22 protein-coding genes are annotated in these 23,073 nt (G+C 32.5%); 12 read left to right on the top strand and 10 right to left on the bottom strand.

What is annotated here, in order from left to right; all coding sequences use genetic code 11:
- Positions 1-162 precede the first annotated feature (162 nt).
- Both lysA and DVK85_RS10140 read right to left on the bottom strand, forming a co-directional pair.
- A complete protein-coding gene (lysA, locus tag DVK85_RS10135; protein ID WP_114678330.1) occupies positions 163-1,389 on the bottom strand; it encodes a diaminopimelate decarboxylase in 1,227 nt (408 codons plus the stop codon).
- Positions 1,390-1,509: 120 nt separating this feature from the next.
- Entirely contained in the window at positions 1,510-1,920 is a 411-nt protein-coding gene (locus DVK85_RS10140) for a hypothetical protein (RefSeq protein WP_114678331.1), read from the bottom strand.
- A gap of 175 nt (positions 1,921-2,095) precedes the next feature.
- Between DVK85_RS10140 and sucC the strand changes: the two genes are divergently transcribed.
- Positions 2,096-3,289: an ADP-forming succinate--CoA ligase subunit beta gene (gene sucC / locus DVK85_RS10145; protein WP_114678332.1), complete on the top strand. Its 1,194-nt coding sequence runs from the start codon at positions 2,096-2,098 to the stop codon at positions 3,287-3,289.
- 168 nt (positions 3,290-3,457) lie between these two features.
- Here the strand turns inward: sucC and DVK85_RS10150 are convergent, their stop codons facing one another.
- From DVK85_RS10150 to DVK85_RS10160, 3 genes are all read right to left on the bottom strand, one after another.
- The gene (locus tag DVK85_RS10150) at positions 3,458-5,623 is read right to left on the bottom strand and encodes a bifunctional alpha,alpha-trehalose-phosphate synthase (UDP-forming)/trehalose-phosphatase (RefSeq protein WP_114678333.1); all 2,166 of its coding nucleotides are present in this window, start codon (positions 5,621-5,623) and stop codon (positions 3,458-3,460) included.
- A gap of 142 nt (positions 5,624-5,765) precedes the next feature.
- Positions 5,766-6,302, bottom strand: coding sequence for a DUF4269 domain-containing protein (locus DVK85_RS10155; RefSeq protein ID WP_114678334.1), 537 nt, complete (start codon positions 6,300-6,302; stop codon positions 5,766-5,768).
- A gap of 4 nt (positions 6,303-6,306) precedes the next feature.
- Positions 6,307-6,729 (bottom strand): DUF1456 family protein, encoded by a 423-nt coding sequence (locus DVK85_RS10160; RefSeq protein WP_114678335.1) that lies wholly within the window; start codon positions 6,727-6,729, stop codon positions 6,307-6,309.
- Positions 6,730-6,926: 197 nt separating this feature from the next.
- On the opposite strand from DVK85_RS10160, the gene DVK85_RS10165 reads away from it, so the two are divergent.
- Positions 6,927-7,328 carry a TerB family tellurite resistance protein gene (locus DVK85_RS10165; RefSeq protein ID WP_114678336.1) on the top strand — a complete coding sequence of 134 codons (402 nt, stop codon included), beginning with the start codon at positions 6,927-6,929 and terminating at the stop codon, positions 7,326-7,328.
- On the opposite strand, the gene DVK85_RS10170 is transcribed toward DVK85_RS10165, so the two are convergent.
- Together DVK85_RS10170 and DVK85_RS10175 are read right to left on the bottom strand one after the other, a co-directional pair.
- Positions 7,325-8,245 carry a mechanosensitive ion channel family protein gene (locus DVK85_RS10170; protein WP_114678337.1) on the bottom strand — a complete coding sequence of 307 codons (921 nt, stop codon included), beginning with the start codon at positions 8,243-8,245 and terminating at the stop codon, positions 7,325-7,327. The genes DVK85_RS10165 and DVK85_RS10170 overlap by 4 nt on opposite strands.
- Positions 8,246-8,273: 28 nt before the next feature.
- Positions 8,274-10,145, bottom strand: coding sequence for a mechanosensitive ion channel family protein (locus tag DVK85_RS10175; protein ID WP_114678338.1), 1,872 nt, complete (start codon positions 10,143-10,145; stop codon positions 8,274-8,276).
- Positions 10,146-10,350: 205 nt separating this feature from the next.
- On the opposite strand from DVK85_RS10175, the gene acs reads away from it, so the two are divergent.
- From acs to DVK85_RS10215, 8 genes are all read left to right on the top strand, one after another.
- Positions 10,351-12,258 carry an acetate--CoA ligase gene (acs, locus tag DVK85_RS10180; protein ID WP_114678339.1) on the top strand — a complete coding sequence of 636 codons (1,908 nt, stop codon included), beginning with the start codon at positions 10,351-10,353 and terminating at the stop codon, positions 12,256-12,258.
- A 148-nt stretch (positions 12,259-12,406) separates the two neighbouring features.
- A complete protein-coding gene (locus DVK85_RS10185; RefSeq protein ID WP_114678340.1) occupies positions 12,407-13,711 on the top strand; it encodes an ATP-binding protein in 1,305 nt (434 codons plus the stop codon).
- Positions 13,711-14,952: a tetratricopeptide repeat protein gene (locus tag DVK85_RS10190; protein WP_114678341.1), complete on the top strand. Its 1,242-nt coding sequence runs from the start codon at positions 13,711-13,713 to the stop codon at positions 14,950-14,952. The genes DVK85_RS10185 and DVK85_RS10190 overlap by 1 nt, the downstream gene beginning before the upstream one ends.
- 27 nt (positions 14,953-14,979) lie before the next feature.
- On the top strand, positions 14,980-15,432 hold the full coding sequence (locus tag DVK85_RS10195; protein WP_206501534.1) for a DinB family protein: 453 nt from the start codon (positions 14,980-14,982) through the stop codon (positions 15,430-15,432).
- A gap of 82 nt (positions 15,433-15,514) precedes the next feature.
- Entirely contained in the window at positions 15,515-16,021 is a 507-nt protein-coding gene (locus tag DVK85_RS10200) for a DUF2911 domain-containing protein (RefSeq protein ID WP_114678343.1), read from the top strand.
- Between the two features lie 195 nt (positions 16,022-16,216).
- Entirely contained in the window at positions 16,217-17,056 is an 840-nt protein-coding gene (locus DVK85_RS10205) for a UDP-2,3-diacylglucosamine diphosphatase (protein ID WP_114678344.1), read from the top strand.
- 39 nt (positions 17,057-17,095) lie between these two features.
- Positions 17,096-17,893, top strand: a complete 798-nt coding sequence (locus DVK85_RS10210; RefSeq protein ID WP_114678345.1) for a hypothetical protein — start codon at positions 17,096-17,098, stop codon at positions 17,891-17,893.
- Positions 17,894-17,991: 98 nt separating this feature from the next.
- On the top strand, positions 17,992-18,489 hold the full coding sequence (locus tag DVK85_RS10215; RefSeq protein ID WP_114678346.1) for a hypothetical protein: 498 nt from the start codon (positions 17,992-17,994) through the stop codon (positions 18,487-18,489).
- A gap of 69 nt (positions 18,490-18,558) precedes the next feature.
- Here DVK85_RS10215 and ettA read toward each other — a convergent pair whose 3' ends face one another.
- Genes ettA through holA form a run of 3 tightly spaced genes read right to left on the bottom strand, consistent with a single transcriptional unit; the run spans position 18,559 to position 21,519 of the window.
- On the bottom strand, positions 18,559-20,250 hold the full coding sequence (gene ettA / locus DVK85_RS10220) for an energy-dependent translational throttle protein EttA (RefSeq protein ID WP_114678347.1): 1,692 nt from the start codon (positions 20,248-20,250) through the stop codon (positions 18,559-18,561).
- Positions 20,251-20,284: 34 nt separating this feature from the next.
- On the bottom strand, positions 20,285-20,464 hold the full coding sequence (locus DVK85_RS10225) for a CAL67264 family membrane protein (RefSeq protein ID WP_114678348.1): 180 nt from the start codon (positions 20,462-20,464) through the stop codon (positions 20,285-20,287).
- A 50-nt stretch (positions 20,465-20,514) separates the two neighbouring features.
- Positions 20,515-21,519 (bottom strand): DNA polymerase III subunit delta, encoded by a 1,005-nt coding sequence (holA, locus tag DVK85_RS10230; RefSeq protein WP_114679036.1) that lies wholly within the window; start codon positions 21,517-21,519, stop codon positions 20,515-20,517.
- A gap of 72 nt (positions 21,520-21,591) precedes the next feature.
- Here holA and DVK85_RS10235 point away from each other — a divergent pair, with 72 nt between their 5' ends.
- Together DVK85_RS10235 and DVK85_RS10240 are read left to right on the top strand one after the other, a co-directional pair.
- Positions 21,592-22,041, top strand: coding sequence for a type I restriction enzyme HsdR N-terminal domain-containing protein (locus DVK85_RS10235; RefSeq protein WP_114678349.1), 450 nt, complete (start codon positions 21,592-21,594; stop codon positions 22,039-22,041).
- Positions 22,041-23,027 (top strand): glycosyltransferase family 2 protein, encoded by a 987-nt coding sequence (locus DVK85_RS10240; RefSeq protein ID WP_114678350.1) that lies wholly within the window; start codon positions 22,041-22,043, stop codon positions 23,025-23,027. Before DVK85_RS10235 ends, DVK85_RS10240 begins: the two co-directional genes overlap by 1 nt.
- The last annotated feature ends 46 nt before the right edge of the window (positions 23,028-23,073 follow it).

Raw genomic sequence — 23,073 nt, forward strand, 5'->3', positions numbered from 1 at the left:
TATAAACAATTTATTAATACTGAATATTACTTGATGTTATTTTAAAGTTAGTACTATATAGAGTTATTATATATAGTATGCATTAGGAAATAAAAAGTCTCGCTACAAGGAACGAGACTTTTCTAAATAACAAAAAACATATAACCTGAAATTTGTATGCAGTTAAACCGCTACAGGAGTAGAGTTAAAATCCATTATTACTTGCTTGCGGATAATATCGTCAAATGTTTCTCTTTCGCGTATCAGATGTCCTTTGCCTTCATACCATAATACTTCGGCAGGTCGAGTACGAGAATTATAATTACTTGCCATCGAGAAACAGTAAGCTCCAGCATTGCGGAAGCATAATATATCACCTTCGGTAATTTCAGCGATTCTTCTATTTCCTGCAAAAGTATCAGTTTCACAAATGTAGCCTACTACACTGTAAAAGCGCTCTTTACCCTTTTGGTTAGATATATTTTCGATATGATGATAAGAGCCATATAGCATTGGACGAATAAGATGATTGAATCCACTATCGATCCCCGCAAACACAGTAGAGGTAGTTTGTTTTACCACATTAACTTTGCTTAAAAAATAACCCGATTGGCTTACTAAAAATTTACCTGGCTCAAAACACAAGGTAAGCTCGCTGCCATATTCGCTACAAAATTTGGTAAAGCGTTTTGTTAGCTTTTTACCCAGTTCTTCCACATCAGTTTCTATATCATCTTTTTTATAAGGCACTTTAAAACCACTACCAAAATCGAGAAACTCAAGCTCTTTAAAATGCATTGCTGTATCAAACAATATTTCGGCAGCATATAAGAATACTTCAATGTCTAATATATCCGATCCTGTATGCATGTGGATGCCATTAATATGCATACCTGTATTTTCTACAATACGTAATAAGTGTGGCATTTGATGTATTGATATACCAAATTTACTATCAATGTGCCCCACAGATATATTACTGTTACCACCTGCCATAACATGTGGATTAATACGTATGCAAACAGGGGTAGTGGGGTGCTTAGCACCAAACTGTTCCAGTATAGATAGGTTGTCTATATTTATTTGAACCCCAAGAGCAGCAACTTCTTCTATTTCCTCCATAGAAACACCGTTAGGTGTGTAAATAATTTTTTCGGGAGGATAGTCTGCCATAAGCCCTAATTGTACTTCTTGTATAGAAACAGTATCTAAGCCTGAACCTAACTGTTTTAATAATTTTAAAATAGATATATTGCTTAACGCTTTTACAGCATAGTTAATTCGCAAACTGTTTACTTTGCTAAATGCTTTTTCTAGTCTGTGGTATTGCGATTGTATTTTCTCGGCATCATATACGTATAGAGGACTTTCAAATTGTTCAGATAACTCCAATAGCTGATTCGTTTCCATTTTTATCATAAATTATTTATGCAAAAATACTTTCGAAATATTCTCTAAACAATAAGCAAGTGTAAGTATAACAAAATATAACAAATTGTTAAATATATAACTTTAGTTGTACAGAATACACTATTTTACAAAGGTAAGTTGATAGCCATCTAACCAAGTATTAGATAATCTCATAGTATTGCCTTCGATAGTTACACATCCAAAATCAATATTATCTATAACTAAGCTTTCAGAACATAACTCTGTCTCTGCATTATTGTTAATATAACTATAGTTATAGGTTCCTGAATCAAGAAAATCAGTAATATCTTCATCAGTAGTAGTATTTACAACAGTCACAGTATTTTCAGAAGCATTAAAAGTCCAAATAATATCCCCTTCTTCAATATCTTGGTCTATCCCAGCTAAAGAACCACTTACATTTATAAGACTCCAACTATCATATGTATAGTCTATTGATACATCATCATCTTGTGTACAGGCAAAACAAAACAGTACACAAATAAGGTTTAAGAATATAATTTTTTTCATAACAAAAGTGTTTTTTATATACTATAGATACAGATAGTATATTTAGGTTGCGTTTGCTATGAACAGCTAATTTTATAAATATATTTTTCTAAAGGAAAAAATTTAAAAATACTTTTAGTCATTGGATGTATTTTGCTATTTTTGTTCCACTTTTAATAAGATAAATGCATTAATTATGAATTTACACGAATATCAGGGAAAAGAAATACTTGCAAGCCACGGAGTACGTGTACAGCGCGGTATTGTTGCTAACAATCCTGCGGAAGCTGTAGCTGCTGCTAAAAAACTTACTGACGAAACTGGAACAGGATGGCATGTGATTAAAGCACAGGTACATGCAGGTGGACGCGGAAAAGGTGGTGGTGTTAAACTTGCTAAAAATCTACAAGAAGTAGAAGAGATTGCAGGTCAAATAATAGGTATGGATCTTATTACACCACAAACACCTCCTACAGGTAAAAGAGTACACAAGGTACTTATTGCCGAAGATGTGTACTATCCTGGAGAAAGTGAAACTTCTGAGTTTTATGTATCTGTTTTATTAAACAGAGGTAAAGGTCGTAACATGATAATGTATTCTACCGAAGGTGGTATGGATATAGAGGAAGTGGCAGAAAAAACACCACATCTTATTTTTACTGAAGAAATAGACCCTGCTGTAGGGCTTCAAGGTTTCCAAGCAAGAAGAATTGCTTTTAATCTTGGTCTTTCTGGTAATGCATTTAAAGAAATGGTGAAATTTGTTGCCGCTCTTTATAAAGCATATACTGAAAGTGATGCTTCGATGTTTGAAATTAACCCCGTATTAAAAACATCTGATAATAAAATAATAGCTGTAGATGCTAAAGTTGATCTTGATGACAACGCATTATACAGACAAAAAGAATATGCTGAAATGCGCGACATTCGCGAAGAGAACCCTATTGAAGTTGAGGCTAAAGAAGTTGGTCTTAACTATGTAGATCTTGACGGAACTGTAGGTTGTATGGTAAATGGTGCAGGACTTGCAATGGCAACAATGGACTTAATTAAATATGCAGGTTTTGAGCCAGCTAACTTCCTTGATGTAGGTGGTACTGCAGATGCTAAGCGTGTAGAAACAGCTTTCAGAATTATATTAAAAGATCCTAATGTAAAAGCTATCCTTATTAACATCTTTGGTGGTATTGTTCGTTGTGACCGTGTTGCACAAGGTGTAGTAGATGCTTACAAAAACATGGGAGACTCTATTAAAGTGCCTATTATTGTACGTTTACAAGGTACTAATGCAGAGATTGCTAAAGAACTTATTGATAACTCAGGTATGCCTATACTTTCTGCTACTTTATTCCAAGAAGCTGCAGACCAAGTTAAAAATGCTTTGAGCTAAAAAGTAAAATTTTATATATTAAAAGCCCTTATAAATTTATAAGGGCTTTTAATAATAATAAATATATGGGGAAAAAAGAAAAGTCTAAAAGGAATTGGTTAACCATTATTATTGAAAACATAATACTTTTTATTGGAAGTTAGTACGTTATTCTAACTCAATAGAAATTTATTCCAATCCTTTAAGAAACTCCAGTACTTCTTCTACCGTTTTCAGTCTGTATTTAGCAGCAGTATTACCTTCGCCTACTTTTATTGAAAATTCTTTTTCTCCAGTAAGCATTTCAAATAAATCTTCATCTGTTTTATCATCACCAATAGCGAGTACAAAATCATGTTCTCCTGTTAATACATAATTTTTACACGTCATACCTTTATGTGCCATAAAATGTTTAACCTCAATAACCTTATTACCATCTATAATTTGGGTAGGGGTGTTATACATATGGTTTTTAAGTAACATTAATAACTCTCGCGATGTATTAAAACCTTGTTTTTCGTCTACATTACGATAGTGATAAGCAATACCAAACTCTTTTATCTCAATAAAGCTCTCTGCGTTGGTATCTACATAATCTTGCATAATCTCTATAACTTGGTCTTTCCATTCTGGCTCTCCTTTAATAACAGGTTGCCATTCTGGGTTTTTAATATAACCACCATGTTCGGCTACCATACCAATAGGCAAGTGTCCCATATATTGTTCTAAAAACTGCCTATTGCGTCCACTTACAATCCATACTTCATTTTTAGGGTCTGCCGAAAGATTTTCTAATACGCTCAATACTTCTTCACTCGGGATTGCTAATTCTGGTCTCGATTGTAAATTAACCAAAGTACCATCAAAGTCTAATAGTAGTAACCTAGTATTTGCTGCTTCAAATTTTTCTGATAGTATGGTTTGTGCATCTCCTTTCATATCACTTGCTTTAGTATCATGTTGGTAAATAGTTTCTATTTCTGTTAAAAATTTTTCTGCCCATCTAAAAACATCATGTTTTTTAAGATAGCGCTGCATACGCTCTAGTCTTCGTTCTTGTTCCTCTTCACCCATATTTAGGGTATAATATAGCTTTTCGGCAATCATTTCGGCATCAAATGGGTTTATAGTAATAGCTTCTTTAAGCTCTTTGGCAGCACCAGCCATACTACTTAAAATAAGTCCTCCCCTAAGATCTTTTCGTGACGCTACATATTCTTTAGCAACAAGGTTCATACCGTCGCGCACAGGCGATATAAGAGCTACATCGGCACTTGTATAAAGTGCTATAAGCTTATCAAAATTTACAGGCTGATATTGATAAACAATAGGTGTCCACTTATAGTTCCCCATATTACCATTAATACGCCCTACGTTAAGCTCTATTAATTTTTTTCGTTCACCATATTTTTTTATCTCCTCTCGAGAGGGGACAAGTACTAGCAGAAATACTACCTTTTCACTCCATTCAGGATACTTTTCTAAAAATTTCTCAAAAGCTTTTAATCTATTCGTTATCCCTTTAGTATAATCGAGCCTATCTACTGAGAATATTATTTTTTTATCGCCATATAAACCTTTTATCTCATTGCGCAGCGCAACAACATTTTCTTTATCATAAGCGTCATGAAATTTATCAAAATCGATACTAATAGGGAAAGAGCCTGCTTTTGTACGGTGTGATTCTTGACTAAAAAGGAAGTTTTTATGTGGTATACCCAATATTTTTTCGATACACTCTGTAAAGTGTATTGTATTATCCCAAGTGTGGAATCCTGCTACATTACTACCAAGAATACCTTCAAGGATATACTTTTTAGCTTTATTAGGAAGAATTCTAAAAATTTCGAAGTTAGGAAAGGGGATATGTAAAAAGTAGCCTATTTTGGCATTAGGTTGATATTCACGTAGTAATTTAGGTAGTCCTAAAAAATGATAATCATGTATCCAAATAACATCGCCAGGTTCATAAATACTATTTATTTTTTCGGCAACTATTTCGTTGGCTCTTTTATAGGCTTCAAATCCTTCATCGGTATACTCTACAAAAGAAGGAAAATAATGAAATAATGCCCATAATACCGAGTTGCTAAAAACATTATAAAATTTTCGATTAAGTTGTTTTTCTAAAAAAACAGGTTCTATGTCAAAATTCCTATCATAATTATCTTTATTCTCATCCCAAGTTGCTTTATCAAAATCTGCAACACCTACCCAAGTAAGGTTTACATTACTTTTTGCCGAATAGGAGAGTACTGCGGTAGCAAGCCCTCCGGCACTTTGTGTAATTTTTGCTTTTCCCTTAGTTTTTTTTATTGATAATGGTAATCGGTAAGAAACGGTAATAATTTTCATGTAAGGTTTTTTGCCTTCCTAAAGAGAAGAATAGGAGGAACTGTTCTTCTCAAATTTACAAAACAAAGAACCTTTATTTTGTTACTAAAAAGTTAGTTAACATATAATTAAGTACGATTTATGTATCTGATAAAAATAGTATTTAATTTTTATGTACCTCATAATTCAACAAGGCGTCATAAGGATTATTGTTTTCAATACCTAGTAGTAATACAAAAGCAGGTTCGGTTTTATACCCTTGTTTTTTGAGCTCTATTATACTGTTTCTGAAATCACCCCCTTCTTGTAGCAGTATATCATGTTCTATCATCATGTGGCGGTAGCCATATTGCTGTGTAATGGGAATATTTTGTCCGAAAATTTCGATTTCGAAATCTTCTATAAAAAAATTAGCAATAACCGACAGGCGCCCGTTAACTTCAACCTCATGTATATTGTAATTTTTATACTCTGAAAAGTGTTGATTGATGCTATCTGTAAATAGTTGTTTATCTTGCCAATAACAAACAATATCAAGGTCACTGCCGTCAATATTTATTTCCAGAGGAATAGTACCTACTAGTATAGGTGTAAAATCCTGTAAATAATGCATAATCTTGTAAAACGTTAGTATCCTGTAAGCCTTTTGCTGTAAGGTATTACCTAAACTTAAATAATTAATGTTATCTAGTTTATGCAACGGTTTACTGCTTTTTATTCTTACCGTTATTAAATCTTACCTTCTCTACTATAGGTTCTACTTTTTTAGCTTTATGATTCTTTTTAGGTGCAGGTTTTTTAGTACTAGAGCTTACTTTATTAGTTGGAGTACTAGGCTTTGCATTCCCTTTTTGTAGGTTTAAGGTCGCTTTATTTTGAGCAATGACATCCTGTGCATTTTTAGGGTCTTCTTTTGTACCTCTTAAGTGAATAATAAGCCCGTTAAGAAAATTACGCAATACTTGATCGCCACAATCCATATAGTTAGGATGGTCGGGGTTACGAAAGAAAGCCCCAAGCTCTGCTTTAGATATCCTGAAATCTACAAGCTCTAATATTTCTACTATTTGATCGTCGCGTAATTGTAGTGCTACACGCAATTTTTTAAACACATCGTTATTATTCATCTTTGCTAATTTTTAGCAAAGATACTTATTATTTATTGCCTTTCTACTAGCTATAAGTAAGCATCCGTAAACTCTTTTTTAACAATGAATTATATGAGTGATATTTACTAAAATTAATGATATAAAAAATAATAGGTATACCATTAATACTTTGTTTTTAAGCTACAAAAGAATAAATTAGCTAAAAAAATTAATTGATGGCTACTTACGAAGAAAAATTAAGCCTACTTTCAGAAATGATTGCTTTTGCACAAATTGATGGGCAGGTACACGAGCGAGAGCATCAACTATTGACTATTGTGGCTTCGCAACTTGGCATTGAAGAAACTGTTTTTGAAGAGCTTTTTGACAAAAAAGCAGAGAAGATTGTAATAAAATCAGAACATGAGCGCATAATGCAATTTTATCGTTTAGCACTATTAATGCATGCCGATGGTATATTGCATAAAAATGAACAAATTGCCATTCGAGAAATGGGAGTAAATATGGGGCTTAGCCCTTATGCTATGCGTAGCGTGCTGGCAGAGATGCAAAAATCGCCAAGTGGCTTAGTCGACCCTGAAATATTGTTGGCTCTTTTTCGTGCTCAACACAATTAAATTTTGGGAGGGAAATCTTTGTTTTTTATATTAATATTCAGGTTTGATGGTTCTACTAACTGGAAGGTTGCCGAAGCAAATTTTACCTCGCCATTTGTAGCTTCTATTTCTTTTAAAATATAAGTGAACATTTTTGTTTTTGTAGCTCTACGTTTTTTATAATCTACCACATAGCGTAGTGTAAACTCTACCCAATTATCATTAGCAACAAGCGATATCATTGGGGTTGTTTGTGCATCTTCTAGTATATATTTACGTTGTAATGCTATCCATTTTTCATGCGATTCTTCCGAGAGGTTTCCTGCAACTTCATTACCTGCTTTTAATAATATTTCGTTTACTTTTTCATAATTACTACCATATTGTATAGGTATTTTTAACTCATCCCATAAAAAAGGAAAATCGCCTGAATAGTTAAATACTGGTTCTTTAAAAACAAAACTATTAGCTACCAGTACAATACGCCCGTTATATAAATCGCCATCTACCCATTGTCCTGTTTCCATAAGTGTAGTTCGCAGTACACCTATATCCATAACATCGCCTTTCATACCCCCTAGTTGTACTCTGTCGCCTGTTTTATAAAAACCTCCAAACATTATAGCAAGCCATCCTGCAAAAGAGGCTATTACCTCTTGCAATGCAAAGGCAATACCTGCACCCGCTACACCAAAAGCAACTGTTAGTCCGCCCAGTTTATCACTAAAAACGATTGTTATTAGTACTATGGTAAAAAAATAACCTACAAAACTTCCAAATTTCCCTGCTTTATAGCGATTATCATTTTCTTTTATTCGCGAAAATAAATTGTGTTTTATCAATCGTATTATAAACCATATAATACCAACACCTAATGCAAGAAAAGCTATTTTTCCTACTATAGGGTTATATAATATGTCTTTTATATTATCTTCCATATCATAATTATAGTTTAATGTATATTAACTACTCTTGCTTATTAATATTAATGTTAAATGGAGGAGCTTTATAATCTTTATCTAAATAGTTTTCTGGTATTGTAGTCATACTACCATCGCGTGCTGCTCTATAATGAGGAGAGAGTATTTCTATACCTACTTCGTTACAGCAATCTTGTATATTTTCGTGTAATTTAGAATATATAGAAGCTTGTTTGTTGGCTTCTTTTGTATAAGCATTTATTTGATATGACACATAAAAATCGTCAAGGCTTGTTTGCAACACAAAGGGAGTAGGCTCTTTTAATAACATTTCTGTTCTATTGGCAGCAGTAAGTAAAGCTTCATGTACTTTTTTCCAAGGCACATCATACCCTAATGTAACGGTTGTATGCATTATTAGTCCTTTCTCTACAGTATCACTACTATAGTTTATAGTATGACTACTCATTACGGTAGAGTTAGGTATTGATATAATTTCGTTTTTAATCGTTCGTATTCGGGTAACTAAAAGTGATTTCTCTATAACATCGCCTACTACATCTCCAATTTTTACGCGATCATTAATTTTAAACAAACGCATATAAGTTAATACCAAACCTGCTATAACATTAGACAAAGACCCCATAGACCCAAAAGTAAATAAGAAGCCTAAAAAGACAGATACTCCTTTAAATATTTGTGAATCGCTACCAGGTAGATAAGGAAATATTACTACTATCATAAAAGCAATAATAAGCACCCTAATAATTTGGAAAGTAGGGTTTGCCCAATCTTTATAAAACCCATTTAGGGTAAGGCTACCATCTTCAATTTCATTTTTAAGGAAACGGGCAAACTTAAGTACATATCTAAATGCAAAAATAATAACGATTATAGTTATAAGGTTGGGTAGGTAGCTCCAAAAACCAAAAGCTATCTTTTTTACAGGAGTAAGTATATAACTAAATAATGCTTCGGCAAAATGTTGTGTCCAAGGGAAAATACCAAAAAGTATAGGCAATGCTATATATATAAGGATAAGTATTACTAGCCATTTTATTAATGTATTTAGCATTAATAAAATTCTTATTTGTCGCTGAGCATCAAAAAGGTTGTAATTTTTTATAGTAATACCTTTTATCCGCTTGCCTTCTTGCTCTTTAACTTTCTGTTCTGTCCATTTAAATAATTTTCCTGAATAGCGTATAATAACAATTAAAACTAATAACACTAGTATAGCAAGACCAATCTCTTTTGCTAAAGTGATAAAACTAGTCTCATCTTTATAATGCACTACAGCACTACCAATTATAATACTATAACTTTTAGCCAATTCATGTTGTGAAGTATTATTCCAGATAGCATCATTTTCGCAAACACTCATAATAATGCTTTCGCCTATTATAATATCTGTAGTGGTTTCGGCATCTACTATTTTAATAGAATCAGCTATAAAGCTATAATTTTCGCCTAATACATGTATTCTTTCTGATATAGCCTTAGCTCTATCATGTGCCGAAAAACTCCCTAGTTTACTATATAGAGTAAAGAGTGTATCGTTAAAGAAACCCGTTACAGGATATCCTTTTGCTGTAGCACGCAGCGAATTTATTTTGGCTTTTTTTTCAGCAAGCCTTTGTGCTTCACGATTATTTAAATCAGATAACTGTTTTTGTAACTCTTCTTTTTTAAAATTATCGGTAGTTTGTAACGACTCTAATTGCTTTTGTAATCCTATTTTTTTGATAGAATCGGCTATACGTTGCTGCTCTAGTACTACCAGTTTTTCTTTATACTGATTAATATTTACACTCGTAAGCGAATCATTTTTTATAGCTATAGTATCTGCTTGTGCAGTTACATTAATAGTAGAGATTAATAGTATAATTGCTATAAGTGTGCGAAAAATATTTTTCATTTAAAGTAAATTAGAAAACATACTAAGGTAATAAAAAGTAACGAAATTAGTATATTTGATATTAATAGTTATAAAACATTTGCTTTATGTTTTAAATATAGAAAAGAACTACTTTAGTGCTTGTATATTTATAATAAACATATAGGAATTATATTATATCATTAATATATTTACATTCAGAAAAACATCAAAATACTTTAATCGCATGAGTTATTATCAGGTAGGCAGTTTAGAACAATATTTTAAACATTACAATAAATCGTTAAGAGAACCGAGAAAGTTTTGGGACAGAATAGCTGATGAAAATTTTACCTGGTATCAAAAATGGGATAAAGTAGTAGAGTTTGATATGCAGGAAGCCGAAGTTAAATGGTTTTTGAATGCTAAAGTAAATATTACTAAAAACTGTATAGATAGACATCTTGCAAAAAGAGGAGATAAGACTGCTATACTATTTGAACCTAATAACCCTGAAGAAGAAGCGCAACATATTACTTATAACCAACTGTATGACAGGGTTTGTAAAATGGCAAATGTATTGCGCGATCAAGGTATTCAAAAAGGGGATAGGGTATGTATATATCTCCCAATGATACCCGAACTTGCTATAGCTGTTTTAGCTTGTGCTAGAATAGGAGCTATACACTCTGTTGTATTTGCAGGTTTTTCTGCCTCAGCAGTAGCAAGCAGAGTAAATGATAGTGGTTGTAAAATGGTAATTACTGCCGATGGTGGTTTTCGTGGTAGCAAAACCATTGATCTAAAAGGAATTATAGACGAAGCTCTTGAAAAATGTGATACTGTAGAGAATGTTTTGGTTGTTAAAAGAACCAACACTACAATAAACATGAAAGAAGGGCGCGATAAATGGTTACAACCATTACTAGAAGAAGCACAGCCTAATAATGTAGCTGAAATTATGGATGCCGAAGACCCTTTGTTTATTCTTTATACATCAGGATCTACAGGTAAACCAAAAGGAATGCTACATACTACAGCAGGTTATATGGTTTATTCGGCATATACTTTTAAAAATGTTTTTGCTTACCAAGAGAATGATGTTTATTGGTGTACAGCTGATATTGGTTGGATTACGGGACACTCCTATATTTTATATGGACCTTTATTAAACGGCGCTACAACTGTGCTTTTTGAAGGTGTTCCTTCTTATCCTGATTTTGGTCGCTTTTGGGAAGTAGTAGATAAACATAAAGTAACACAGTTTTACACAGCACCTACAGCAATAAGAGCACTTGCCAAAGAAAATTGGGAATGGGTAAATAAGTATGACCTTTCTTCTCTTAAAGTTTTAGGATCTGTAGGAGAACCTATTAATGAAGAAGCTTGGCACTGGTATAATGACCACGTAGGTAAGAAAAAATCGCCTATTGTAGATACTTGGTGGCAAACAGAAACAGGAGGGATTATGATATCGCCATTACCATTTATAACACCTACAAAACCTACTTATGCTACATTACCATTACCAGGTGTACAACCTGTTTTAATGGATGATAAACGTAACGAGATAGAAGGTAACCAAGTAGTGGGTAGCCTATGTATAAAATTCCCATGGCCAGGTATGGCACGAACTATTTGGGGCGATCATCAACGATTTAAAGAAACATACTTTACGGCATTTCCTGGTAAATATTTTACAGGAGATGGTGCATTGCGTGACGAGGTAGGATATTACAGAATTACAGGACGTGTAGACGATGTTGTTATTGTATCGGGGCATAACTTGGGTACAGCTCCTATTGAAGATGCTATTAATGAGCATCCTGCAGTAGCAGAATCGGCTATTGTAGGTTTCCCACACGATGTAAAAGGTAATGCGCTCTATGGCTTTATTATTCTAAAAGAAACAGGTGAGGGGCGTGATAGAGATAACCTAATGAAAGAGATAAACGAACATGTTTCTAGCCATATAGGACCTATTGCAAAACTAGATAAAATACAGTTTGTATCAGGCTTACCTAAAACTCGTTCAGGTAAAATTATGCGTAGAATATTACGTAAAATAGCCGAAGGTGATTATTCGAACTTTGGAGATATTTCTACACTTTTAAATCCTGAAATTGTAGAGGAAATAAAAGAAGGCAAGCTATAAGCATATTTATATAATATCATTTAATAAGCAGCTTTGATAAAGCTGCTTATTTTATTTAACACTGAAAAATAATACCTGTAAGCTATAAAATCAAATTTGTTATTATAATTTTATATTTCAAAATCATATCAGCATATATCTTATTACAATGGATGACAATACAATAAACAATCTTAAAGAAGCTTTAAAGTTTTCACCTGATAATATACCATTAAAATCACACCTTGCCGAAAGTTTACTAAACATGGATAGACTTATAGAGGCAGAACAAGAATATAAGGAATTACTAGCTTTACAAGACACTATAGCTATACGCTACGGGTTAGCACAGGTATATTTTAAGCAAGAACAATATAGTACTTGTAGTGTACTTCTTGAAGACTCTTTAAAGAATGAACCTAACAATATTAATCTTTTAGTATTATATTCTAAAACACTATTACGCGAAAACTTAATAGATCAAGCACAGGAATATTATAGTAAAGTACTAGCTCTAATACCTGGATATAAAGATGAAGAACTTGATACAGAATTAAGAGTAAATGCTATTCCACATAAATATGAACAGGATGAAAGCCATAGCCAATTACTAGATAAACCGAAATTAAATTTTGGTGATGTAGGAGGGATGGAGCATATAAAAAAAGAGATAGATTTAAAAATAATACAACCATTAAACCATGCTGATTTATATAAAGCATATGGTAAAAAAACAGGAGGAGGAATATTACTGTATGGACCTCCAGGTTGTGGTAAAACATATATTGCAAAAGCAACGGCAGGCGAAATAAATGCTAATTTTATAAACGTATCGCTTAATGATATTTTGGATATGTGGATAGGTAATAGCGAGAAAAACTTACACGAGATATTGGAAGTAGCACGAGCTAACAAACCTTGTGTATTATTTTTTGATGAAATAGATGCATTAGGAGCGAGTAGAAATGATATGAAAAACTCTTCTTCTCGACACCTTATTAATCAGTTTTTACAAGAGCTTGACGGTATAGAGTCTGATAATGATGGTATTTTAGTTTTAGGAGCTACAAATGCTCCTTGGCATTTAGACACGGCTTTTAGAAGACCGGGTAGGTTTGATAGAATTATATTTATACCTCCTCCAGATGAAGGGGCTAGAGAGTCGATACTCCAAATTAAACTTAAAGGTAAGCCTACGAGTACTATTAATTATAAAAAACTTGCCAAATTGGCTACTGATTATTCGGGTGCCGATATAGAAGCTGCTATAGACATAGCAATAGAAGAGAAGCTAGAGACTTCTTTTAAAACAGGAGTTCCGCAGCCTATAGAAGAAAAAGATTTGGCAAAAGCCATGAAAAAGCATAATGCAAGTACAAAAGAATGGTTTGTATCAGCTAAAAATTTTGCGCTATATGCTAACGAGTCTGGCTTATATAATGATGTGTTATCTTACTTAAAAATAAAGAAATAATGATTGATGAAGGCTTACTTGCAAGAGCTAGGGTACTGATTAACCAAGACCGTTATGACGAAGCCGAAAAAATAATAGGGGAGTTAATGAGTATTCACCCTAATAATGATTATTTGTTATATTTATTAAGTGAAATAAACCTTCAAAAAGAAGATTATGTAAAAGCTGAAGAGTTGATAGATAGCGCAATTGCCTTGTCTCCTGAAGAAAGTGACCACTTTTATTTTAAAGCAAGACTTTATCTTTTAAAAGAAAATAAAGTAGAGGCAGAGCGCTATATTAAAGAAGCAATAGCTATCTACCCTTATGAAGCGGCTTATTTTGCTTTTTGGGCACATATTAAATTATTTAATAAAGAATATGAAGAATCGTTAAATATTGCTAATCAAGCATTAGCTATTGATTCGACTAATATATTTGCGTTAAATACTCGCAGTACAGCATTATTAAAACTAGGCAGAAAAGAAGAGTCTTATAATACCGTAGCTGAGGCTTTGAATGAAGACCCTAATAATGCCTATACACATGCTAATCACGGCTGGGGACTTCTGGAAAAAGGAGATGTTAAAAGCGCTTTGAACCACTTTTCTGAATCATTAAAAAATGACCCTAATTCACCACATGCCCAAGCAGGAATGATAGAAGCCCTAAAGGCTCGTTTTATGGTATATCGATGGTTTTTAAAATATTCTTTCTGGATTGGTAATATGACCTCTAAATATCAATGGTTATTTATTCTTGGTTTTTATTTTGGAACTAAATTATTAAGAGGAATTGCTAAAAGTAATGCTGCTTTAGCACCGTTTCTTTATCCCATCATCGGACTATTGTTTATAATTGCTATTTCTACATGGATAATTAACCCAATAGGTAACTTACTCTTATTGCTTAATCCTTTTGGCAAACATTTACTTAATAAAGAAGAAAAAATAAGTTCTTATGCTACAGGTATTTGTTTACTAACAGCCTTATTAAGCGGTGTTAGTTACTACTCCATAGGTAATGAAGGTTTTATTACACTTGCCGTTGTTAGCTTTACAATGATGATACCCTTTAGTAGTATGTTTAATAAACCTAAAGCCTTATTTATATCATACACACTAATTATGCTATTAGTAGGACTATTGGCAGTAGTAACAACGTTTACAACCGATACTCTTTTTGCTATTCCTATGATAATATATGCTTTAGGTATATTTGCTTTTCAATTTATAGCTAACTATTTCGTTATCAAAAGGTAAAATCAGTTTAATTATAGTAATTTCTAGATGAAAATGGAGTCATTTTATAAAGATTTTTTTGATTATACTTATCATTATAACAATAAAATTATTACCTCTTTTATAGATGATAATGAAGGTAAAATTAATGATAAACTAATAGTATTGCTAAATCATACTATTAATGCTCATGAAATATGGAATGCTCGAATAATAGGAAAAGCATGTACAACAGGAGTATGGGAAATAAGACCGATAATAGATTTAGAAGAACAAAATAGAGCTAATTATAAATGTTCCTTACAAATAATAGAAACTCATGATGTAAATAGCATTATACAGTATACTAATAGTAAGAGTCAAAATTTTGAAAATTCTGTAAAAGATATTTTATTTCATATTATAAATCATTCTACTTATCATAGAGGACAAATAGCTACATATTATAAACAGGAGGGAGGCATACCTTTAATTTCTGATTATATTATGTATAAAAGATAGTATTGTAAAGGTTTGTTAAAATCTAACAATGTTTAAATAAGACTCATATTTTTACAAGACATTAACAATCAAATTTAAAAATATGAAAAATCTAAAAAAAATTACGCTGTTTATTACAATGCTATTACTTACTGGAATTGCGAGTGCTCAAGGTAAAAAAGCAAGCCCAGCAGTAACAGAAAAGGGAACAATAAACGACGCAAATATTACTATTGAATATAGTAGTCCATCGGTTAAAGGTCGTGAAATTTGGGGTGGGCTTGTACCATATAGTAAGATATGGCGTGCAGGTGCTAATGATGCTACAACTTTTACAACTGATAAAGCTATATTGATTGAAGGGAAAAAACTACCTGCAGGAACATATTCTTTTTTTGTTATTCCTGAAAAAGATTCGGCAACAATAATATTTAATAAAGAGGCAAAACAATGGGGAGCTTATAAATATAATGAAGAGAAAGATCAGTTACGTGTAAAAGTGACTCCTAAAAAATCTAAAAAAATGAATGAAAGACTAGTTTATACTATAAATAAAAACAATATAACTTTAAGTTGGGAGAATTGGGATATTCCGGTAATGATTAAATAATTTTTAAATCAATTTACCCTTTACAAGATATAAACAGACACATTAATAATGTGTCTGTTTTTTTATACTTTTTTACTTTATTTTACATAATATAAATTATAAGTCAACTATATAAATATTTAAAAGGCAACCTTTTTGTAATGATTACATAAACTGTAGTTTACATAAACAGTTGTATTTTGCAGAAAACATCCCATGAAAAAAAGAATTGTTGATCTTGTAGTTCTTTCAGATGTACATTTAGGCACTTACGGATGTCATGCTAAGGAGCTTTTAGCTTATCTATCTACAATAAAGCCTAAAATACTTATCCTTAATGGTGATATTATTGATATTTGGCAATTTAGAAAATCTTACTTTCCAAAACCACACCTTAAAGTAATAAAGAAATTGCTTGATTTTGCTTCCAAAGGAACTAAAGTATACTATATTACTGGTAATCATGACGAAATGTTACGAAAATTTAGTGATACATCTATGGGAAACTTTTCTATAGTTGACAAGGTTGTATTAGAACTTGATGGAAAAAAAGCATGGTTTTTTCATGGTGATGTATTTGATAGCTCTATAACACATGCCAAATGGATTGCCAAACTTGGCGGTATTGGTTATGATTATTTAATTCTCTTAAATCGTTTTATAAACTGGTTATTAGTAAAAATGGGGAAAGAACCCTACTCTCTTTCCAAAAAAATAAAATCGAGTGTAAAAAAAGCAGTTAAATTTATTTCTGATTTTGAGACTACAGCAGCCGAACTTGCAATTGAAAATGAATATGACTATGTTATTTGCGGACATATACATGAGCCTAAAATTGAAACAATAACAAATAAGAAAGGAAGTGTTATTTACTTAAATTCAGGTGATTGGATAGAAAACCTTACCGCATTAGAATATAATAAAAAACGCTGGAAAATGTACCGACATACTGATGAAATAAAAATAAAAGAAGAAGAGTATTTTGAAATGGAAACCGAACTAGGTAATCAATTAATTACTTCGTTACTTTATAATAAAAGCATAAAAAACATCTAAAATTAGTTATATTAGCGCCACTAACTTAACTAATTTATAATGAAAAATAAACTTTTACTTTTTGGACTTAGCCTTTTTGTACTATCATGTTCTAGCGATGATAGTTCTCCATCTGTAGAATCTGTTACTGATTTTTTACCTTTAAGCGATGCTAACTATTGGTCATATGATGTAACAAGCGATGCAGAGGACGGTGTTGGTAACGATTACCTTTATATAGCCAATGATACAGTTATAGGTACTATTACTTATAAAAAATTTAAAACTGAAGACCTTGCTTTTGGATTCTTTTCTAATGCTTTATCAAATAACGGAGTAAGAAAATCAGGTGACGAATTATTACTTACAGGTACAGCTAGTTTTAATTTCTCTGAAGAACTTCCTTTCTCTATAGATGCTACAAACCTTGTTATATTTAAAGAAAACGCTACTAATAACCAAGTTATAGGTACACTAAACGGTGTTATTGAAGAAGAATATGAAGGGTATGTTATAGCATTTCAATATGAATTAACTACTACAGCTAAAGAAAATTTAGATACATACTCGATTAATGGAGAAACATATGCAAATGTAAAATCGATGGAAATTAAGTTAAACCTTAATGCTATTTTACAATATGATTTTAACGGAATACCATTACCTATTACTATTATGCCACAACAAGATGTTGTAGTATCAACACAATATTATGCCGAAAATATAGGAGTTGTACATGTAACAACTGATTTAGAATATCAATTATCAGATTTATCACAATATCCTATAGAGGTGCCTATCCCAGAATCTGTAGCTATATCACAAAATGAAGTGTTAACAAGTTATTCTGTAGAATAATTTTAACATAACTATAGCTGTTAATAATTTAACAGTATATTTCCTTATAAAAAAGACTCATATATCTTTGTTTTTAGATAACTAAAACCAATAATATTATGAAGAAAGTATTTTTAACCGCTATTATATTAGTAGGTTTATCATTTAGTGCAAAGGCGCAAGATTATACAAATGCAATAGGTTTACGTCTTGGAGATAATGACGGATTTGGTGGTGAGGTATCATATCAACGCTTTATTAGCTCAGATAATAGACTCGAATTTGATTTAGGGTGGCGTAACTCAGACCACTATGATGCTATTAAATTAACAGGAATATACCAATGGATTTGGAATATTGATGGAGGTTTTAACTGGTATGCAGGTATTGCAGGTGGATTAGGTACATGGGAGCACAATGATGATCGCTATAGTGAAGATTTTGATGATGATAATGGAACTTTCTTATTTGTAGGTGGTAATATTGGTATAGAATATAACTTTGATATACCATTACAGCTATCGTTAGACATGAGACCTGAGATATACTTTGGTGATGATTTTAGAGATGATAACTTTGGACCTGATATTGCACTTGGTATTCGATATAGATTTTAATAACTAATTGATATAAAAAAAGCGACTTAAATATTTAAGTCGCTTTTTTTATAATTTGTAATAAGATTATTATCTTATTAGTTTTTTATATTTAATACGTTTTGGAGTAAGATCACCTCCAAGTCGTTTCTTCCTGTTTTCTTCATATTCAGAGAAACTACCTTCAAAGAAATATACTTCAGAGTCTCCTTCAAAAGCAAGTATATGTGTACATACTCTATCTAAAAACCATCTGTCGTGAGATATTACTACTGCACATCCTGCAAAGTTATCTAAACCTTCTTCAAGAGCTCGTAATGTATTAACATCAAGATCATTGGTAGGCTCATCTAATAGTAAAACGTTACCTTCTTCTTTAAGTGTTATAGCTAGGTGTAGCCTGTTTCGTTCTCCACCAGAAAGTGCTGCTACTTTTTTATTTTGTTCGCTACCGCTAAAATTAAAACGACTTAAGTAAGCACGAGAGTTTACTTGCCTTCCTCCCATCATAATAAGTTCCTGCCCATCACAAAAGTTTTCCCAGATAGTTTTTTCAGGATCAATATTAGTATGAGATTGATCTACATAAGCAATTTTTACAGTCTCTCCTACTGTAAACTCTCCTTTATCAGGAGTTTCTTCGCCCATTATCATTCTAAATATAGTAGTTTTACCAGCACCATTAGGACCAATAATACCTACTATACCTGCTTGTGGTAAAGTAAAGTTAAGATTTTCATAGAGTAATTTATCTCCAAATGCTTTAGCTACTCCTTTTGCATCTATAACATTAGTACCTAGCCTTGGACCATTAGGGATGTATATTTCTAGTTTTTCGTCAAGCTCTTTCTGGTCTTCGTTCAAGAGCTTATCATAGTTTTGCAAACGTGCTTTTTGCTTAGTTTGTCGTCCTTTAGCACCTTGTCTTACCCAATCTAGCTCTCGTTCAAGTGTTTTACGACGTTTAGAAGCTGTTTTTTCTTCTTGCTTCATACGACTAGATTTTTGATCAAGCCAAGAAGAGTAATTTCCTTTCCAAGGTATGCCCTCTCCTCTATCTAACTCTAAAATCCATCCAGCAACATTATCTAAAAAGTAACGGTCGTGCGTTACAGCTATTACTGTTCCTTTATATTGTTGTAAATGCTGCTCTAACCACAGCACACTCTCTGCATCAAGGTGATTGGTAGGCTCATCTAGTAGTAATACATCTGGTTGTTGTAAAAGCAAGCGACAAAGTGCCACACGCCTTTTCTCTCCACCAGATAATACATTAATAGGCGTATCAGGCTCAGGAGTACGTAAAGCATCCATTGCTATTTCTAGCTTGGTATCTAGTTCCCAAGCGTTAGAAGCATCTATTTTATCTTGAAGCTCTGCTTGCCTGTCCATTAGCTTTTGCATCTTGTCGGCATCTTCATATACCTCAGGAAGCCCAAAACTGTCATTTATTTTATTGAATTCATCAAGTAGAGCAACTGTCTCAGCTACACCTTCTTTAACTATTTCTATAACTGTTTTACTTTCATCAAGCTGTGGTTCTTGCTCTAAGTAACCTACAGTATAACCTGGAGAGAAAACTACATCGCCCTGAAAGCTTTTTTCTACTCCTGCTATAATTTTTAGCAAAGTCGATTTACCCGAACCATTTAGACCCAAAATACCTATTTTGGCTCCGTAAAAGAAACTTAGATAGATGTCTTTTAAAACTTGCTTATTACTCCCTTGATAGGCTTTGCTAACGCGGGACATTGAAAATATTACTTTCTTATCGTCTGACATTTATGTGTAATTAAAATTGTGATGTAATATATTATTATATTCTGCCTTTTAGTGCATTAAATGCCCAAGATATGGCAAAAAAACCTATGCCTACTACAGAGAACCCTATAGCGTAATCTTTATATTTAAGTACACCAAGCAGTATAAGTGCAGCCCCAATAAGAAAGAGTATAAAGGATGCCCACCCAAAGATGGTGTTTTTGTTCATTCCCATGATAATGTTTTTCTAAATTTATTCAGAAAGCAAATATCGGGATTAATTGTCTAATTAAAAATCTTTACCAGCATCTCCTTCAATAAATCGCTTTGCGGTGTGGCATTTGCCCCTACTCCTTTGCTTTTTACGTCTATATCTCTCAATGTGGCTACTATACTACTTACTTTTCTCATAGGATAGTTTCTAAGAGCAACATCATAATCTTTCATAAAATAAGGATTCACGCGTAATATTTTAGCTGCGTTAGCCGGTGTTTTATCTTTTAATCCATGATATTGAAGTAATTGAGAGAAAAAACCAAATACAAGTCCTGTAGTCATTACCAGTGGGTTATCTTTAGGGTTTTGCGAGAAGTAATCGGCTATTTTATAAGCTTTTAGCTGATCGCGCTCTCCTATTGCTTTTCGCAACTCAAATACATTATAATCTTTGCTAATACCTATATTATCTTCGATAACCTTTGGTGTTATGGTGCTTCCTTTGGGCAATATTATGGTTAATTTATCTAGTTCGTTATTAATACGACTGAGATCATTACCCAAAAATTCTACCAGCATGGCTGCTGCTTTAGGTTCTATAGTATACCCTTTGCCCGAAAGCACACGCTTTAACCAGTCGCCTACCTGATTTTCGTAAAGCTTTTTACTTTCAAAAACTACACCAGCTTTATTAAGCAATTTGGTTATTTTTTTACGTTTATCAAGGGTCTTATATTTATAAGCAAAAACAAGCACTGTAGTAGGCTGAGGGTTTTCGGCATATTTTTCAAGCTTATCTATAGTTCGCGATAACTCTTGTGCTTCTTTTACAATAACTACCTGTCTTTCTGCCATCATCGGGTAACGCCTTGCACTTGCAACTACATCTTCTATGCTTACATCTTTACCATAAAGTACCGATTGGTTAAAGCCTTTTTCATCTTCGGTAAGTATTGCATCTTCAATATATTCGGTTAACTTATCAATATAGTAAGCCTCTTCGCCCATGAAAAAATAAATGGGTTTTATTATACCTGCTTTTATTTCGTTAACTATTTTTAAAGCTTCGTCCACTATATATGATGTATTTATATATTCTGTTGTATGGTATTGTAATGAACATCTAAAAAAACATACATTTGTGTGATGCAAAAATTGAATTTTCCAGATTATACATTTCGATTCAAAAATAGTGAAAATAAGGTAGCTATTTTTGATGAAATTCGTAAAAAATTTATTGTACTCACTCCTGAAGAATGGGTGCGACAACATGTAGTACGCTTATTATTAGAAAATAGACAGTACCCAAAATCGTATGTAAATGTTGAAAAAGTAATTAAAATAAATGGTTTAACTAAACGATATGATGTAGTTGTATTTCAGCCAAATGGGGAAATATTTTTACTTATAGAATGTAAAGCTCCAAATGTAGCAATATCGCAAAATACTTTCGATCAAATTGCACGTTATAATATGGTGGCAAAAGCACAATATATGATGGTAACGAATGGGTTAAATCATTACTTTTGCCAAATGGATTATGAGCAGGAAAAATATATTTTTTTGCGTGACCTTCCTGATTTTAAAGCGCAGTAATGAAGAGTATAGCAATAGTAATACTAAACTGGAATGGCAAAAAGTTGCTAGAAGAATTTTTACCTTTTGTGGTTAACTATTCTCCTGAAGCTACTATATATGTTGCTGATAATGCTTCGGGTGACGATTCTGTTAATTTTTTACAAGAATATTATCCTGATGTTACTATTATAAGTAATAAAAAGAACTATGGCTATGCAGGAGGCTATAATAAGGCTTTAAAAGAAGTTGAAGAGGATATTTATGTATTACTAAATTCGGATGTTGAAGTTACTGAAGGCTGGCTTTCTCCTATTATATCACTTTTTGAAAAAGATACTCAAACAGCCATTATACAGCCTAAAATATTAGATTATTACAGGCGAGACCATTTTGAGTATGCCGGTGCAGCAGGTGGATTTATTGATAAATATGGATTTCCGTATTGTAGAGGACGTATTTTTAATACCATAGAAAGAGATAACGGACAATATGGTAATACTGAAATATTTTGGGCATCAGGAGCGTGTTTCTTTATTAGAAAAGAAGTTTTCTGGAAACTTGGCGGGTTTGATGACGATTTTTTTGCTCATCAAGAAGAAATAGACCTTTGTTGGAGGGCTTTTAACTCTAATTATAAAGTAAGGTTTTGTGCCGACTCGGTAATATATCATGTAGGTGGCGCAACACTCAAAAATAGTAGCTCACATAAAACGTTTCTCAACTTCAGAAACTCACTATGGATGCTGCTAAAAAACTTACCTACAAATCAACTCTTTCCTGTACTGTTCATAAGGCTTACTCTGGACGGCATTGCTGGATGGCGATTTCTTGCAAAAGGAAAGTTTTCTCATTTTTTCGCCATAATGAAATCACATTTTTATTTTTATTTAAAACTATTTTATTTCTTAAATAAAAGACAGTCAAATCAGTATAAAAAATACTATAAAAACCGCAGTATTGTGGCGCGTTATTTTGCTTTAAATGGCAAGATATTTGGTAAATAACTTTAACAATAGTTTATCAGCATTTTAATTAATCTTTTTCTTATTA

Origin of the sequence: Flavobacterium arcticum (genome assembly GCF_003344925.1) — a bacterium.
Classification (GTDB): domain Bacteria; phylum Bacteroidota; class Bacteroidia; order Flavobacteriales; family Flavobacteriaceae; genus Flavobacterium; species Flavobacterium arcticum.

Bases quoted from the DNA above. Each gene is read 5' to 3' on its own strand.
- lysA (WP_114678330.1), bottom strand. From the start codon at position 1,389: ATGGAAACGAATCAGCTATTGGAGTTATCTGAACAATTTGAAAGTCCT.
- DVK85_RS10140 (WP_114678331.1), bottom strand. From the start codon at position 1,920: ATGAAAAAAATTATATTCTTAAACCTTATTTGTGTACTGTTTTGTTTT.
- sucC (WP_114678332.1), top strand. From the start codon at position 2,096: ATGAATTTACACGAATATCAGGGAAAAGAAATACTTGCAAGCCACGGA.
- DVK85_RS10150 (WP_114678333.1), bottom strand. From the start codon at position 5,623: ATGAAAATTATTACCGTTTCTTACCGATTACCATTATCAATAAAAAAA.
- DVK85_RS10160 (WP_114678335.1), bottom strand. From the start codon at position 6,729: ATGAATAATAACGATGTGTTTAAAAAATTGCGTGTAGCACTACAATTA.
- DVK85_RS10165 (WP_114678336.1), top strand. From the start codon at position 6,927: ATGGCTACTTACGAAGAAAAATTAAGCCTACTTTCAGAAATGATTGCT.
- DVK85_RS10170 (WP_114678337.1), bottom strand. From the start codon at position 8,245: ATGGAAGATAATATAAAAGACATATTATATAACCCTATAGTAGGAAAA.
- DVK85_RS10175 (WP_114678338.1), bottom strand. From the start codon at position 10,145: ATGAAAAATATTTTTCGCACACTTATAGCAATTATACTATTAATCTCT.
- acs (WP_114678339.1), top strand. From the start codon at position 10,351: ATGAGTTATTATCAGGTAGGCAGTTTAGAACAATATTTTAAACATTAC.
- DVK85_RS10185 (WP_114678340.1), top strand. From the start codon at position 12,407: ATGGATGACAATACAATAAACAATCTTAAAGAAGCTTTAAAGTTTTCA.
- DVK85_RS10190 (WP_114678341.1), top strand. From the start codon at position 13,711: ATGATTGATGAAGGCTTACTTGCAAGAGCTAGGGTACTGATTAACCAA.
- DVK85_RS10195 (WP_206501534.1), top strand. From the start codon at position 14,980: ATGAAAATGGAGTCATTTTATAAAGATTTTTTTGATTATACTTATCAT.
- DVK85_RS10200 (WP_114678343.1), top strand. From the start codon at position 15,515: ATGAAAAATCTAAAAAAAATTACGCTGTTTATTACAATGCTATTACTT.
- DVK85_RS10205 (WP_114678344.1), top strand. From the start codon at position 16,217: ATGAAAAAAAGAATTGTTGATCTTGTAGTTCTTTCAGATGTACATTTA.
- DVK85_RS10210 (WP_114678345.1), top strand. From the start codon at position 17,096: ATGAAAAATAAACTTTTACTTTTTGGACTTAGCCTTTTTGTACTATCA.
- DVK85_RS10215 (WP_114678346.1), top strand. From the start codon at position 17,992: ATGAAGAAAGTATTTTTAACCGCTATTATATTAGTAGGTTTATCATTT.
- ettA (WP_114678347.1), bottom strand. From the start codon at position 20,250: ATGTCAGACGATAAGAAAGTAATATTTTCAATGTCCCGCGTTAGCAAA.
- DVK85_RS10225 (WP_114678348.1), bottom strand. From the start codon at position 20,464: ATGGGAATGAACAAAAACACCATCTTTGGGTGGGCATCCTTTATACTC.
- DVK85_RS10235 (WP_114678349.1), top strand. From the start codon at position 21,592: ATGCAAAAATTGAATTTTCCAGATTATACATTTCGATTCAAAAATAGT.
- DVK85_RS10240 (WP_114678350.1), top strand. From the start codon at position 22,041: ATGAAGAGTATAGCAATAGTAATACTAAACTGGAATGGCAAAAAGTTG.